This is a genomic window from Shewanella marisflavi (assembly GCF_023283925.1).
GTDB lineage: Bacteria > Pseudomonadota > Gammaproteobacteria > Enterobacterales > Shewanellaceae > Shewanella > Shewanella marisflavi.
The window spans coordinates 662,045-676,192 of record NZ_JAKIKX010000001.1; the positions used below are offsets into that span (position 1 = coordinate 662,045).

The 14,148-nt window shown below is 47.9% G+C and carries 14 protein-coding genes and 1 other annotated feature; of the genes, 9 read left to right on the plus strand and 5 right to left on the minus strand.

Annotation, left to right across the window (positions count from 1 at the left end):
• The first annotated feature begins 12 nt into the window (after positions 1 to 12).
• The 7 genes from trmD (at position 13) to L2712_RS02840 (ending at position 7,194) form a co-directional block, all read left to right on the plus strand.
• A complete protein-coding gene (gene trmD, locus L2712_RS02810; RefSeq protein ID WP_248976818.1) occupies positions 13 to 759 on the plus strand; it encodes a tRNA (guanosine(37)-N1)-methyltransferase TrmD in 747 nt (248 codons plus the stop codon).
• A gap of 34 nt (positions 760 to 793) precedes the next feature.
• Entirely contained in the window at positions 794 to 1,144 is a 351-nt protein-coding gene (gene rplS / locus L2712_RS02815) for a 50S ribosomal protein L19 (protein ID WP_011864870.1), read from the plus strand.
• A gap of 310 nt (positions 1,145 to 1,454) precedes the next feature.
• Complete coding sequence (locus L2712_RS02820) at positions 1,455 to 2,546, plus strand: 3-deoxy-7-phosphoheptulonate synthase (RefSeq protein ID WP_248976819.1); 1,092 nt, start codon at positions 1,455 to 1,457, stop codon at positions 2,544 to 2,546.
• Between the two features lie 14 nt (positions 2,547 to 2,560).
• Positions 2,561 to 3,700 carry a bifunctional chorismate mutase/prephenate dehydrogenase gene (gene tyrA / locus L2712_RS02825; RefSeq protein WP_033539860.1) on the plus strand — a complete coding sequence of 380 codons (1,140 nt, stop codon included), beginning with the start codon at positions 2,561 to 2,563 and terminating at the stop codon, positions 3,698 to 3,700.
• A 266-nt stretch (positions 3,701 to 3,966) separates the two neighbouring features.
• Entirely contained in the window at positions 3,967 to 5,631 is a 1,665-nt protein-coding gene (gene hcp / locus L2712_RS02830; RefSeq protein ID WP_033539796.1) for a hydroxylamine reductase, read from the plus strand.
• 61 nt (positions 5,632 to 5,692) lie between these two features.
• Positions 5,693 to 6,739 carry an FAD-binding oxidoreductase gene (locus tag L2712_RS02835; RefSeq protein WP_248976820.1) on the plus strand — a complete coding sequence of 349 codons (1,047 nt, stop codon included), beginning with the start codon at positions 5,693 to 5,695 and terminating at the stop codon, positions 6,737 to 6,739.
• A 119-nt stretch (positions 6,740 to 6,858) separates the two neighbouring features.
• The gene (locus tag L2712_RS02840; protein ID WP_088905205.1) at positions 6,859 to 7,194 is read left to right on the plus strand and encodes a hypothetical protein; all 336 of its coding nucleotides are present in this window, start codon (positions 6,859 to 6,861) and stop codon (positions 7,192 to 7,194) included.
• A gap of 56 nt (positions 7,195 to 7,250) precedes the next feature.
• Here the strand turns inward: L2712_RS02840 and pheA are convergent, their stop codons facing one another.
• Positions 7,251 to 9,221, minus strand: a complete 1,971-nt coding sequence (pheA, locus tag L2712_RS02845; RefSeq protein WP_248976821.1) for a prephenate dehydratase — start codon at positions 9,219 to 9,221, stop codon at positions 7,251 to 7,253.
• Positions 9,222 to 9,261: 40 nt separating this feature from the next.
• Positions 9,262 to 9,381, minus strand: a sequence feature (Phe leader region).
• A gap of 848 nt (positions 9,382 to 10,229) precedes the next feature.
• On the minus strand, positions 10,230 to 10,604 hold the full coding sequence (gene hpf / locus L2712_RS02850) for a ribosome hibernation-promoting factor, HPF/YfiA family (RefSeq protein ID WP_033539800.1): 375 nt from the start codon (positions 10,602 to 10,604) through the stop codon (positions 10,230 to 10,232).
• A 274-nt stretch (positions 10,605 to 10,878) separates the two neighbouring features.
• Between hpf and L2712_RS02855 the strand changes: the two genes are divergently transcribed.
• Positions 10,879 to 11,562 carry a cytochrome b/b6 domain-containing protein gene (locus L2712_RS02855; protein WP_033539801.1) on the plus strand — a complete coding sequence of 228 codons (684 nt, stop codon included), beginning with the start codon at positions 10,879 to 10,881 and terminating at the stop codon, positions 11,560 to 11,562.
• Between the two features lie 60 nt (positions 11,563 to 11,622).
• On the opposite strand, the gene L2712_RS02860 is transcribed toward L2712_RS02855, so the two are convergent.
• Positions 11,623 to 12,084, minus strand: coding sequence for a c-type cytochrome (locus tag L2712_RS02860; RefSeq protein WP_248977059.1), 462 nt, complete (start codon positions 12,082 to 12,084; stop codon positions 11,623 to 11,625).
• Positions 12,085 to 12,314: 230 nt separating this feature from the next.
• Here L2712_RS02860 and trpR point away from each other — a divergent pair, with 230 nt between their 5' ends.
• Positions 12,315 to 12,590 (plus strand): trp operon repressor, encoded by a 276-nt coding sequence (gene trpR, locus L2712_RS02865; protein WP_088905962.1) that lies wholly within the window; start codon positions 12,315 to 12,317, stop codon positions 12,588 to 12,590.
• On the opposite strand, the gene L2712_RS02870 is transcribed toward trpR, so the two are convergent.
• Positions 12,591 to 12,971: a hypothetical protein gene (locus tag L2712_RS02870; protein WP_248976822.1), complete on the minus strand. Its 381-nt coding sequence runs from the start codon at positions 12,969 to 12,971 to the stop codon at positions 12,591 to 12,593.
• A 162-nt stretch (positions 12,972 to 13,133) separates the two neighbouring features.
• Positions 13,134 to 13,745: a peptidylprolyl isomerase gene (slyD, locus tag L2712_RS02875; RefSeq protein WP_248976823.1), complete on the minus strand. Its 612-nt coding sequence runs from the start codon at positions 13,743 to 13,745 to the stop codon at positions 13,134 to 13,136.
• Positions 13,746 to 14,148 lie beyond the last annotated feature (403 nt).

Below are 14,148 nucleotides of genomic sequence, written 5' to 3' on the forward strand. Positions count from 1 at the left end.
GAGGGACAACAGATGTGGTTAGGGGTAGTAACCCTGTTTCCAGAGATGTTTCGTGCCGTAACAGACTTTGGTGTAACGGGTCGGGCCGTAAGTAACGGTTTGTTAGAGTTGCAGACGTGGAATCCTCGAGATTTCACCCATGATAAACATAGAACAGTGGACGACAGGCCTTATGGCGGCGGACCTGGCATGTTGATGATGGTGCAGCCTCTACGCGATGCCATCCACGCTGCTAAAGCGGCGGCGGGTAACAAGGTAAAGGTGATTTATCTTTCTCCTCAGGGACGCAAGCTGACTCAGCAGGGCGTCGAAGAGTTAGCTAAATCGGAGCGTTTGATTCTAGTGTGTGGTCGCTACGAAGGTATCGATGAACGCATTATACAAACGGAAGTGGATGAAGAGTGGTCGATAGGGGATTACGTGCTTTCGGGCGGTGAACTCCCAGCGATGACCCTGATTGATTCGGTATCACGCTTGGTTCCAGGGGTTCTTGGAAAACAGGCATCGGCAGAGCAGGATTCCTTCTCTGACGGATTACTGGATTGCCCCCACTATACTCGCCCCGAAAGCCTTGATGGTATCGATGTACCGGCAGTATTACTTAGTGGCAACCACGAACATATTAGACGCTGGCGTTTGCAGCAGAGTCTCGGAAGAACTTTGTTACGACGACCAGAATTATTTGAAAATCTAGCTCTGACTGACGAACAAACCAAGCTATTAGCCGAGTTTGTTAATACCGCCCAAGCAGGCGAGTAAAAGTGGTCAGTTATTACTAGTATGGAGTTTATTCATGAATAACATCATTAAAATGCTCAACGATGAGCAAATGAAGCAAGACGTACCAGAATTTGGTGCAGGTGACACAGTAGTTGTAAAAGTACGTGTTGTTGAAGGCGGTAAAGAGCGTCTACAGGCGTTTGAAGGCGTTGTTATCGCTAAGCGTAACCGTGGTCTGCACTCTGCATTCACTGTACGTAAGATCTCTAATGGCGAAGGTGTTGAGCGTGCGTTCCAGACTCACAGCCCACTCATCTCTAGCATCGAAGTTAAGCGTCGCGGCCGTGTTCGTCGTGCTAAGCTTTACTACCTACGTGAGCGTTCAGGTAAGTCTGCACGTATCCGCGAGAAGCTTGCTAAGTAAGCACTCGTTAAAACGTAAAATAAGATGCAGTGTTCGCACAATGACCCGCCTAAATGGCGGGTTTTTGTTTTCTAGTAGTTTTCTAGTATTAGGCACCAAGTTCCTACTCCCTCATTTTCAGTGACAGTTAAAACCTATCTCCCAGCGTTTATGTAACCTCATATTGGTTTTGATCGTGAATTATGTTTGAAAAGCTAATTTCTGCTTGATTTAAATTTGGTCAACAGGCATAGTTACTCCATTGGTGTAATGGCGTAGCATTACAATATTACAGGTTGGTATGAGAAGAGACGTTAGGTTGGTGACAGGTATGCAGCAAGATACGATTAATAATGTTCACATCAGTTCAGAAAAAGTGCTGGTGACCCCGGAAGAGTTAAAGCAACAACTGCCCCTGTCGAATGCTGCCTATAATTACGTGCTTAATGCACGCAAAACGGTATCGGACATAGTGCACAAGCGTGATAACCGTGTATTGGTGGTGAGTGGACCTTGCTCTATTCACGATATCGCTTCGGCCAAAGAGTATGCGCTGCGACTAAAGACCTTACACGATGAACTTAAAGATGAGTTTTACATCCTGATGCGTGTCTACTTCGAGAAACCACGTACTACCGTGGGCTGGAAGGGGATGATCAATGACCCGGATATGGATGAATCTTTCGATGTCGAGAAAGGCTTACGCCAGGCTCGTGAGCTGATGATTTGGTTAGCAGAGCTTGGGCTGCCATTGGCCACCGAGGCACTTGATCCTATCAGCCCACAGTACATCTCTGAGCTAGTGACCTGGTCGGCCATTGGGGCGAGAACCACAGAGTCACAGACACACAGAGAGATGGCCTCAGGCCTCTCCATGCCTGTGGGCTTTAAAAATGGCACCGACGGTAAGTTAGGTGTGGCGATCAACGCGCTGCAATCGGCGGCCAGCAGTCATAGATTTATGGGGATTAACCAGGCAGGGCAGGTCGCACTACTGCAAACCGCGGGTAATCCTGATGGGCATGTGATCTTACGCGGTGGTAAGACGCCTAACTATGACGCCAAAAGTGTGGCCGAGAGTGAGCAGCAGTTACATGCGGCTAATCTCAATGCCAGATTGATAGTGGACTGCAGCCACGGCAACTCGAGTAAAGATCACACCAAGCAGCCCATGGTCTGCCAAGATGTGTTCGATCAGATCGCTAATGGTAACAAGTCGATTATCGGTGTCATGTTAGAGAGCCATTTAAATGGTGGTAATCAGAGTTGTGATAAGCCGATGAGTGAGCTGGCCTATGGGGTGTCGGTCACCGACGCCTGCATTGACTGGCAGACTACCGAACAGCTTTTACGTCAGGGCGCAGCGCAATTGGCATCGGTTTTACCCAAGAGATTTGATATGCTCAAGGCGGTCAATGCTTGATGGAACACGCGCAAATGAGTGAGAAAACCACCCAAGAACTGGAAAAATTGAGAGAACATATCGACAGCGTCGATCAGCAGCTGTTGCATCTGCTGCGTAAGCGTCTGGATCTGGTTGCCCAAGTGGGCGGCGTCAAGCATGCCGCCGGTGTGCCTATCTATGCGCCGCAGCGAGAGGCTTCCATGTTAGCCAAGCGTCGGGAAGAGGCGGCTAAGATGAATGTCTCGCCCCAGCTAATCGAAGATATTTTGCGCCGTTTGATGCGTGAGTCTTATCTCAACGAGAAAGATGTCGGTTTCAAACAGGTGAAGACAGATCTTGGCCATGTGGTGATCGTCGGTGGTGAGGGCAAGTTGGGCGGTCTGTTTGCGCAGATGCTCAGTTTGTCTGGCTACCAGGTGAAGTCACTTGATAAAGATGACTGGCAGCAGGCCGAGGCCATATTCGATGGGGCTGGGTTAGTGATAGTCACAGTGCCCATCAGTATCACCTGTGAGCTGATCCGTGACAAGTTAACCCGTTTACCAAGTCATTGTATCTTGGCCGATCTGACATCGGTCAAAGAGAAGCCGCTTGAGGCGATGCTCGCCAGCCATCCTGGCCCTGTTGTGGGGCTGCACCCCATGTTTGGTCCAGATGTGGGCAGCTTGGCAAAGCAAGTGGTAGTAGTGTGTCACGGCCGTGGTCGCGAGCAATATGAGTGGTTGCTGGAGCAGATAGGTATATGGGGCGCGCGGCTGGTTGAGGCCGATGCCCAGCAGCATGATAAGGCGATGCAGTTAGTGCAGGCGATGCGTCATTTCTCCTCTTTCGTTTATGGTTTGAATCTATACCGAGAGGCGGCCGATATCGACAATCTGTTGCAGTTTAGCTCGCCGATTTACCGGCTCGAACTGGCCATGGTTGGGCGCCTGTTTGCCCAGAGTCCTGAGCTGTATGCCGACATTATTTTCGCTCAGCAGGAGAGCCTAACGGCCATTGGGGATTACCTGGACAATTATGCTCAGGCACTCGAACTCTTGAAACGCGGTGACAGGCAGGGCTTTATCCGCGAGTTTGAAGAAGTCGCCGCCTGGTTTGGAGATTTCGCGCCGCAATTCCAGCGTGAGAGTAGAGCCATGCTGCAATCAGTCAACGATATGAAGACTGGCTAACCCTTATTAGCGATCAAACCTCCCTATGGGCGCCCAAGTGACTTTCACTAATGGCGCCATTTTTTTATGGGGAGATATCGAAGCAAGTAACTGTTTTAAAATTTTTTTACTCTTTAATTTGACGGTTTAGATTCGAAAATACTAATTTGATCTGCTTCATAGTTTCTCACATTGCTATCAAGATTCACTTTTGTCGTTGAAGCTACCACAGTAGACTGCCTCAAAACATGCAAAAAAAAAGCATGATTAAATAAAGGAGCAGTATTGTGTTTTGTATTCAGTGTGAGCAAACGATTCGAACCCCTGCCGGTAATGGTTGTAGTTATTCTCAAGGTATGTGTGGCAAGCTGGCCGCGACCTCAGATCTGCAAGATCTACTCATTTATATTCTGCAAGGCGTGTCTGCCTATGCTGAGAAAGCCCGTGAATTTGGCATTATTGACGAGGCTATCGACACCTTCGTTCCCAAGGCATTCTTCGCGACCCTAACCAATGTTAACTTTGATGATGCGCGTATCATAGCCTATACCCAGCAGGCATATGCCTATCGCACCCAACTGCAAACGGCCTATGAGACAGCGTGTAAGGCACAAGGTAAGACAGTTGAGACGCTTATCCCAGCAGCAAGTTTAGTACTTGCCAGTGTTAAGGAAGAGATGTTGGCGCAAGCGGCTCAGGCACTGCCTAATCGCGGTAAAGATCAGGTCGATGAAGATATTATGGGGCTGCGTTTACTCTGTCTCTATGGTCTTAAAGGCGCGGCCGCTTATATGGAGCATGCCCGCGTACTGGAGCAGACAGATAGCGATGTGGCGGCTAAGTTTCACCAGATCATGGCCTTCTTAGGTTCTGATTCTGTCGATGCCGACAAGTTGTTTGCTACTGCCATGGAGATTGGTCAGCTTAACTATCGCGTTATGGCGATGCTTGATGAAGGCGAGACCCAGGCCTTTGGACACCCTGAGCCGACTCAGGTCAATACGGTTGCGGTGAAGGGCAAGGCGATTTTAGTGTCGGGCCATGACATGAAAGATCTAGAGCTTATCTTGCAACAAACCCAAGGTAAGGGCATTAACGTCTTCACCCATGGTGAAATGCTGCCAGCGTTGGCCTATCCAGAATTGAAAAAGTATCCACACCTGGTCGGCAACTACGGCAGTGCGTGGCAAAACCAACAGAAAGAGTTCGCCAACTTCCCTGGTGCGGTGGTGATGACCTCTAACTGTATTATCGATCCTAATGTGGGCGACTACGCCGACCGTATCTTTACCCGCAGCATAGTGGGTTGGCCGGGCGTGACCCATATCGTGGGGGATGACTTCTCTGCGGTGATCGATAAGGCCTTATCCCTTGAGGGCTTTGCCTATGATGAGATCCCCCATCACATCACCATAGGTTTTGCCCGCAATGCGTTAATGGCCGCCGCGCCTGCCGTTGTCGAAAATGTTAAAAACGGTTCGATTAAGCACTTCTTCCTGGTTGGCGGTTGTGACGGTGACAAGGCTGAACGTAGCTACTTTACCGATATTGCCAAGGCGGCGCCTCAGGACTCTATCATCATGACCTTAGGTTGCGGTAAGTATAAGTTCAATAAGCTTTCCTTTGGCGATATCAATGGTATTCCGCGTCTGCTGGATATCGGTCAGTGTAACGATGCTTACTCTGCCATTCAGCTGGCGATCGCTTTATCAGAGGTATTTGAGTGTGAGATCAATGAGCTGCCACTGAGCCTGGTACTCTCTTGGTTTGAACAGAAGGCTATTGTCATCTTGTTGACCTTGTTGTCTCTGGGTGTGAAGAACATTCGCACTGGCCCAAGTGCACCGGCTTTCTTAACGCCGAATCTGCTAAAGGTGTTAGAAGATAAGTTCGGTTTGCGCAGCACCACAACGGTTGAACAAGACCTCAATGCCATTTTGAACGTTGCTTAAAAAATGCCTCTAAACGCCCGCGCTAATGTTGTGGGCGTTTCTTTTGTTTGGTAAGTCACCCATGAATCAACAAGATTATCTATCTCCCAACTGGCAGCGCGGCGAGGTGAGACTCGTCTGTGTCGAGCGCTGGCAGGAAACCCATGATGTCACCAGCTTTCGCTTTCAGGGGACTCAGCGGGTAAAGTTTCATTTTAAGCCTGGCCAGTTTATTACCTTCATGCTGGACATAGGTGGTGAGCGTGTTGCGCGCAGTTATACCATCTCTTCGTCGCCATCGCGTCCCTATTCGCTGGTCGTGACCATTAAGCGTATCTCCGGTGGGCGCGTCTCTAATTATCTTATCGATAATTTGAAGGTGGGTCACAGCGTTGATGTGACTGGTCCTGATGGCGCTTTTAACCTTATCGATATATCCGCCAGCCGCTATTTATTTTTGAGCGCAGGCAGCGGTATCACGCCCATGTATTCCATGTCGCGCTGGTTGACCGATACTCAGATTGGTAGCGACATCGCCTTTGTGCACAGTGCTAAATCAGTCAAAGATCTTATTTTCCATGACGAGCTAGCGACGATGGCCGAGCGTCATCAGGCCATGGACCTCTTCTATGCTATAGAGTCTGGAGAGCGGCTTGAAGCGTTCGCGAGCGTTGCGGGTAGGTTAACTTTAGCGGCCTTGTCAGAGGCAGTACCCGACTATCTTGAGCGTACTGTATTTGTGTGTGGGCCTGCGCCTTACATGCAAGCCGTGAAGACTATGCTGCATGATGCGGGTTTCGACATGAGTCGCTACCATGAAGAGAGCTTTGGTGCGCCAGCGGCCTCGGCTGAGATAAGCGCTCAAGACGGGACGGATTTTACTCTACAAATAGGTGATGTAACCGCTGGCCTAAATGAGGGGCAGACGATACTAGAGGGGATTGAAGCTAAAGGATTGCCTATTATTGCCGCCTGTCGCTCCGGCGTCTGTGGCGCCTGCAAGTGTCAGGTATTAAGCGGTGAGACAGAATCCAGCAGTGAGATGACGTTAACGCCGATGGAGATAGAGCAAGGTTTCGTATTGGCTTGTTCGACGCGGTTGAAATCGGATGTAACTCTGTCCCTTTAATCAAATCAGCTCGCAAATTTGCGCTATGGGCAATGACACAGTATGGTTAATAATGAAGGCACGGTATTGCGTCTTTCTACCATTAGTTTAACCCCTATTGATTGCTTGGAGCTGCCCTTATGGTATCGACTACGTCACAGCCTGTCGTCTTGGACGACCATAGCCTTGGGCATCTGCTCTATGCTTTGATGTCGGCATTCCCTTTGTTGCTGCTACCACCGCTGTTTGCGCTATTGATCAGCCTTGGGCAGAAGAGCGATAAGATGAGCAGTTTGCTCTATTCTCACATTCGATGGCAGCGTTGGTCTATCGTGTCGCTACTGTCGATGTTGCTACTGGCGTATCTGGTGCCCCAGGGCTGGTTGACGATCAGCCTTTCCTTATTGGCACTCTTGTGGTTTTGTCATCGCACCATTAAGGGTTGGATGAGCCTGCTCGATGGTCATGCGATTTAGCGCAGTTTAATTAAAAAAGAGGATCTAAGGTCCTCTTTTTTGTGGGTGATAGATGATTAGTCACCCCGATAAAGACGGCTTAGGATCTCGCTATGGGTTTGCAGTTGCTGCGCCAGTAGAGCGTCACTAATCCCAAGTATAAGACCATCGGCCTTTAGAGCTCTTGCTGCGCTCGCCTGACTCGCCAGTTCATCATCTACGCAGGCGTAGCGAGTGTTGATTAGGACAGGCAGATGCGTGCTGTGTTTAAGGCTGATCAATCCTGAGAAATCTAACGTCGGTCGCTGCTCGTTAAAGGTGCGAATGCCGGCTTCACTAAGTACCAGCTGCTGATTACCCGCCGCCAATATGGTTTCGGCCGCATCGAGCCATTCATCCAGGCTTGCCATGGTATTGCGCTCTAAGATCACCGGAATATGTAGGGCGCCAACGCGCTCTAAAAGGTGCTTGTTGTGCATCTGCTTACCGCTGATCATCAAGAGGTCGGCATAGTCACAGGCTAGTGCTAGCTCGGTCTCGTATTCGATGGCAATAATACAGGCGAGATCGAATTGATTGAGGGCTCTTCTCATTTCACTCAGTTGCTGTTTGGCATCTGGGCTGGTGTTGAACTCGCTAACGGAGACCGCTTGAAACCCTGCTTCTTTAATCTGTTTGGCCACTTGACTGAACTGACTGGGATCTATGCCTAGGGCGAGCTGGGCAATGGCGCCAAATTGACCATCTCCAATGTGCAGCTGGCCTGTGACGACTTGGGTTGCCTGTGGATGTTGCGAGAGCTCATGGCGTTTATGTCCGGTATCCGAGCTTTCTTTGGCCTGCTGGGCCTCTCGGCTAGTGGTAGGCTCTATCGCCAGCTGGCTATTACTTAGCTGAGTTGGGTTTACGGTTTCGCAGGGGTAACACCCGAGGACTTTGATGAAGCGAGTAATGCGCTCGAGCTCTTTCAATGCCTGTTGCATCTCCTTGCTGGCCAGATTGGCATCGAGATCCAGATAGAACATCTCTTCCCAAGGCGTACCCGGGATAGGCCGGGATTCAAGCTTGCTCATGTTGAGGTTATGGGCTTTTAACACCAAGAGTGCTTCCACCAGTGCGCCTGGCTTCTGGCCGGTAGCCATGATCAGCGTAGTCTTGGCTGGCAGTTGTTCGGGCACAGCGATGGCTTTGCGGGCTACCACGATAAAACGGCTCTGGTTGATCTTTTGATTGGCCAGCTCACGTTCAATGGCCTCGAGTTGATACAAGGCTCCCCCTTCGGCACTGCCGATCGCGGCGACACTGTCATCATTAGCTTCGAGCACTCGCTCCATGGCCTCGGCGCTGCTGGAGCAGTACTCTAATTTGAATTCAGGGTGCTGACTTAAGTAGCGGCTGCATTGGCTAATAGGTTGGGGGTGGGCATAGATGGTTTTTATCTGTTTTGAGTTGCTGCCAGGTTTGGCTAGCAGGCAATGACCAACTTCAATGGTGGTTTCGCCAACGATGGCTAGGCTGGTGTGTTGTAGCACATCATAGACTTCATTGATTGAGCCAGAGGAGGTATTTTCTATCGGTAAAAATCCATAATCGGCGTGGCCTGATTCCACTGCCTGGACAATTTCATCGAAGCTCTTACAGCCGAGATCTTGCATACCAACTTGTCTTCGCTCGCAGTAACGGGTGGCGGCAAGGTAGGAGTAGGAGCCTCGCGCGCCCAAGTAAGCTATGTTGTATTGCTGTTTCTGAAAGTCTGGATTGGCTCGGCCTTGCAGATAGGCCTGCTGGTTTAATACAGAATCTTCAATGATGCTCTGATAGAGAGATAATACATAGTGAGCGTCTAAACCTTGCTCGCGTCCTTGTTTTACCAGGCGTGCCAGCAACTCTTTTTCTCTTTGAGTATCGCGAATGGGGCGAATATCGACCTCTTTGCTGCGAGCAACATCTAAGCTTAGTGCCCTTCGTTTGGACAATAGTGCCAGCAGTTCATTGTCGAGCGCGGTGATCTGTTCCCGTGTGTGGCTAAGGGGCTGTGGTTTGGTCATGCTGTCCTCTGTCGTTGAACGCTTCTTGCTGTATTCATCAAATAAAAAAGCCTCCCATAAAGGGAGGCTTTGGAATTCTTACTTTCGTTTTTACACCGAAATTCCGCCTCCCTAGAAGGGTGGAATAAAAAAGAAAGTAAAAAAAGCGTTAGTGATCGTTTTCATAGTCATCAAATTAAATCTTGCTCCCAGACCTGTCAATCAAAAAAAGGACAAAGTGAGAATTTATCCTTTTCGTCGCTTGGCATATTGTCTCGGGTCTAAGAGTTTGGGCGCTTGTAATAGAAAGCGCACCTAAATAAGGTGCGCCGAGAGAGCAAAAAGATCTGAATCTAAAATGGGTCATCCTCCTTTTCTGTCAGCCTGCAGTTATAAATAAGCTGCGGCAAGTGATAAGGAAGAGGCAGCGGGCTAATCGACTAGCGGTGATCCAATGGCCTGTTAACGTCTATTACGTTGGTTTGCCTTTATTGGCTTTCAGGCTGCCTCAATTACGGAAAAAGAACTCAATGTTAAAATGGGATTGCGCTCCTCTTTATCTGCTCAGGATGGCTGTTTGCTAATTGGTTTTAGCAAGGCGATCCTTTTGACCTTCAGGGGACGACTAGTTTGGCGTTATGCCTGTTTCCTATTGCGGGCTTATCAAAAGCCTTAGGTTGTGTGAGTCGTCAGTAAAAATCAAAGCTAACGGTATAACGTTTCGTTCTAGATTGATTTGACCTTTTACTCCTGTGTTATTTTTATTTTGACGTCTAAAAACAGGACTTATTGTAAGTATAACAAGGGCGGACAACATAGCTAGTTTGTTAGCTTAATTCCACTGCCTTATTTATGGCATCTGTGGCTTACTGATTGTGCGTCCCCGTTACCCTTTGCCTGACTATAGACCTCTAGATTGGTGGCGATTCACCAAAGTCGGGTAAGTGGCTTTTGTGCCTGTTCGTTGGCGTTCGTTCCTCGGTATCTCACCTGAGGCGATGATTCGCCACTTACCGTTAAATAAAACTGTTAAGCTGCGTAGTCCTTATCTAAAGTCTCTTCATACTCATCGTCGATGTCGACGCTATCAGGTGTTGGCTCCATCACCGGAGCGGTATAGCGTGCTCCTTCTGGTTTGTGGCTGAGGCGATTTAGCTGTTTCTCCAATTTTTGACCCATTGCATTAATTGCTGCATAGAGATCTTTGTCTTTCGCCTGAGCAAATAAGGTGTTACTTGGTATACCGACTGAAGCTTCTATTTTAAACCCTTGCTTCTCTTGACCTATGATTACATGTGGATTGATGAGCTGCACATCGTGTCTGCTCAATTTCTCTAAACGGCTCTCGATACGTTCACGGATAGGTGCTGTGACTTCGAAATCTTTACTTGTAATCTTTATCATATGTCGAACCTTTCGTTGTTTCCTTGACTTCAGATTACCAATTTACCCCCTTTAAAACGTGATCTAGATCAACTTTTTGAGGCCTATTATATCCGTTCGTTGGTTATTTGAGCCCTTAGACAAAATTGCAAAATAAACATTAGGATTGGCTTGTATTTCTCAATTTTAGTGGGCATATTTGACTGGATAACACTGCTTACATAAATCTATTTGCCTCCCCACCACGCTTCAAATATCATCGATTTCATTATTTTCTAACGTGATGAGTAATCGGATGTCCTCAGAAAAACACGCTATAGAATCCAAAGTTAAAATTAAGGTGTGGGATCTGCCTACTCGCCTGTTTCATTGGTTGATGATCTGCTTGTTAGCGGCTTTATGGTGGAGCGCAGACGTGGGAGAGATGCAGTGGCACCAGGTATTTGCCTATAGCCTGCTTGTCCTGATTGTATTTCGTGTACTTTGGGGACTTATAGGCAGTGAGACCTCGCGCTTTAGCCATTTTGTTAAACCGCCTTCTCAGGTGCTGGCCTATGTTAAGCAGCCCGAAAAGCACAGTATTGGTCACAATCCTCTCGGTGGCTATATGGTGGTTGCCATGATCCTGGTGCTGGTTGTGCAACTGACTACCGGACTGTTTTCGACCGATGAGATCTTTACCGAAGGCCCTTTGTACACTTATGTCAGCAGCGAAGTGGCCAGTAGTTTGACCTGGCTACATAAGCAAAATTTCAATTTACTCTTGCTTCTCGCACTATTGCATATTCTTGCAGTGGTCTGGCACGGCATTAAGGGAGATAAATTGGTTGGTGCGATGATAACTGGCTATAAGCGTGTGAGTCGTGATCATGTTACTCAGTTTGAGTTTCGCTCTAGTCTGGTGGCGTTAACCTTAGTAGGGGTCTTGGCGGGATTGGTGGTGAACTATTTAATTTGGCCTATTGCAGCCATGTTATAAGGCTCATTTGAGATAGAAGATGGGGAGCTTAACTGGCTCCCCTTTTTCATTCGTCTTTTATTAATCTTTCTTGTAGACGTCGTGGCAACCTTTACAGCTTTTTCCTGTGTTCATAAAGGCTTGTTTTATAGCATTTTGATCATCAGATTGCGCGGCAACGGCGAGCTTGGCTGCATTATCTTGAAATGCGCTCATCTTGCTATCAAAGTCTGCTTTATCGCTCCAAATCTTTGCCAGAGCACCAGTGTCTCCCTTGTCAGAACCGGCGACAAATCCCTCTGCAGGGAGTTTGCTCAAGGCGGCAACATTTTGTGCGCGCATGGCAAAGACTTCGGCATCGAAAGGCTTTTTGCCTTTTAACATGGCACCCATGTCGCCAAAGTTGTGAGCGATTAGGCCAAACGCAGATTGACGGTAGTGAATGGCATCGTCAGTCTCTTTAAAATTATTGGCTTGTACCGCTGAAGCAAGTAGGGCACTACCTGTTATGGCTAGCAGGCTAAGTTTGAGCTGTTTTTTCATGGCGTTCATTCTCACTACTTTGTTGGTTTATGTGATCTTGCGCAAGCATTCTAATCTTATTTAACTATCAGATACTATAGATTTTTCTCTAATATGCTCATCAAAATGTTGCCGAATGTGTCTAACTCCTATACGGCTCGCTAAATGCTGGCGAATCCTTCATAGCCAGAGTAGGTCAATTCTTGGTACACTTTCGTGTAATGGTAAACAAGTACAGTTTAGGGGGCTATGTGCGCGCAAGTTGGGATCTGGTATTAGAGAAGGTGGTTAATCATCAAGATCATGAAGCCTTGATCGATCTTTTTGAGTTGTTACTAACCGAAGAAGAGCGCAGTGCCATTGCTGGACGTTTGAAGGTGTTTCAGGCTTTGCTTATCGGCGAGATGAGTCAGCGACAGATTGCCGCTGAGTTTGAAATCAGTATTGCCACCATTACTCGCTGCTCGAATTACTTAAAGCATATGCCTGAGCCCCAACGCGATAGAATTAAGGCGTTGATCCTCTAGCTATATGACTCTAATAGCCTGTGGCAGCTGGTGTTTGCGATAGTGGCTTCGTTGAGCTAGGCGAAATAGTGAGTAACAGCCTAATGCTCCCGCAACCAGTAACAAGGTGTTAGAAGAAGCATGGCGAAAGACAAATATTGCCGCCAGCAGATAACCATAGGGCAGCAGATTATAGAGGGCATCTGGCCAAAGACCACTCTTGCGGCGTTTAGGATTGTCGCTACGACGATTCTGTGAGCGTAGATTAAATATGTGGGCGCCGAGCATGAAGACCAATATAGCTAAGAGCTTCGGGGTGGTGCCATCGCTCAGTAGTATGGTTGCAGTACCGATAGTCAGATACAGGGTAGGGAGTTTTTCATAAACTGGCTTAGCTAACATTATCGATATCCTTATCGTATACAGGCTTCTATCACTTTCCTTTGCAGCATAAAGTAAAAAAGCTGGCATCACCTAGTAAAAGGTGGCCAACTTTGTTCATATTACTACCTGAGTTTGACTCTCTGGAGGCAATGTAACGCTTTAGGTTAAGAGATTGAGCAGTTAGTGGCGACAGCCACATCCACCGTTACCGTCACAGCCTTCTTTGGCTGGTTTTTCAGTATCTTCGCTGCAGCAACCGCCATGGCTATGGCTTTCGCCGCCACAACAACCACCTTCGTGGCTATGCTCGTGTCCACCGCAGCCGCCTGCAGCATGGATATGACCGTGGGCAATCTCTTCTTCGCTTGCTTCACGAACAGATAATACTTCAACACTGAAGTTAAGCGTTTGGCCCGCCAGTGGATGGTTGCCGTCAACGACAACCACATCATCTTTCACTTCGGTGACTTGTACTGGACGCTGACCCATTTCTGTTTCGGCAATAAAGCGCATGCCAGGAACGATATCTTCGATATCACCAAAGGCCGCTAAAGGAACGTCTTGGCGTAAACCATCGTGGTAAGGACCGTAAGCGTCTTCTGCTTCAACGGTGACTTCGAGTTTGTCGCCAACACTTTTACCTTCGAGCGCTTTTTCTAGGCCGGGGATCATGTTTTCCGCACCATGAAGATATAGCATTGGCTCACCTTCAAAAGAACTCTCGATCAATTCGCCTTGTTGATTCGTTAAGCTGTAATGGATGCTAACAGCTGTGTGTTGGGTGATTATCATATCGCCTCCAATTCAGAATGTGGCGGCATTTTAGCTCGGTTTTCCTCACTTGGCGATGACCTAACACTGCTTCTTAGAGGTAAATCGATAAATTTTTGATCTGATAGATGCAGCGTGGGAGGTAGAGTTCGGCTACCTCAATCTATTTTTGTATTTTTATTCACTATAGGTGAAAAAATATTGTTGTTTAGAGGGGTGGGTTTAACGCCCTTCTATAGTCGTTTTTGAGGCTTTTAATTGATTTATCAGCTTAACCTTATTTTTAGAGCGCTTGGGCTTGTGATGTTTTTATTTTATTGTTTTTAAATGAAAATTTTTGATGCTGGGTTGAGCTGTGTCTTCTGTGGGATAGCGTGGGTTGCGCTTTGTCTATGGTTTAGATGTCGTGGGGTATAGGTTTTTG

Coding starts and splice junctions, on each gene's coding strand:
- trmD (WP_248976818.1), top strand. CDS start 13: ATGTGGTTAGGGGTAGTAACCCTGTTTCCAGAGATGTTTCGTGCCGTA.
- rplS (WP_011864870.1), top strand. CDS start 794: ATGAATAACATCATTAAAATGCTCAACGATGAGCAAATGAAGCAAGAC.
- L2712_RS02820 (WP_248976819.1), top strand. CDS start 1,455: ATGCAGCAAGATACGATTAATAATGTTCACATCAGTTCAGAAAAAGTG.
- tyrA (WP_033539860.1), top strand. CDS start 2,561: ATGAGTGAGAAAACCACCCAAGAACTGGAAAAATTGAGAGAACATATC.
- L2712_RS02835 (WP_248976820.1), top strand. CDS start 5,693: ATGAATCAACAAGATTATCTATCTCCCAACTGGCAGCGCGGCGAGGTG.
- L2712_RS02840 (WP_088905205.1), top strand. CDS start 6,859: ATGGTATCGACTACGTCACAGCCTGTCGTCTTGGACGACCATAGCCTT.
- pheA (WP_248976821.1), bottom strand. CDS start 9,221: ATGACCAAACCACAGCCCCTTAGCCACACACGGGAACAGATCACCGCG.
- hpf (WP_033539800.1), bottom strand. CDS start 10,604: ATGATAAAGATTACAAGTAAAGATTTCGAAGTCACAGCACCTATCCGT.
- L2712_RS02855 (WP_033539801.1), top strand. CDS start 10,879: ATGTCCTCAGAAAAACACGCTATAGAATCCAAAGTTAAAATTAAGGTG.
- L2712_RS02860 (WP_248977059.1), bottom strand. CDS start 12,084: ATGAAAAAACAGCTCAAACTTAGCCTGCTAGCCATAACAGGTAGTGCC.
- L2712_RS02870 (WP_248976822.1), bottom strand. CDS start 12,971: ATGTTAGCTAAGCCAGTTTATGAAAAACTCCCTACCCTGTATCTGACT.
- slyD (WP_248976823.1), bottom strand. CDS start 13,745: ATGATAATCACCCAACACACAGCTGTTAGCATCCATTACAGCTTAACG.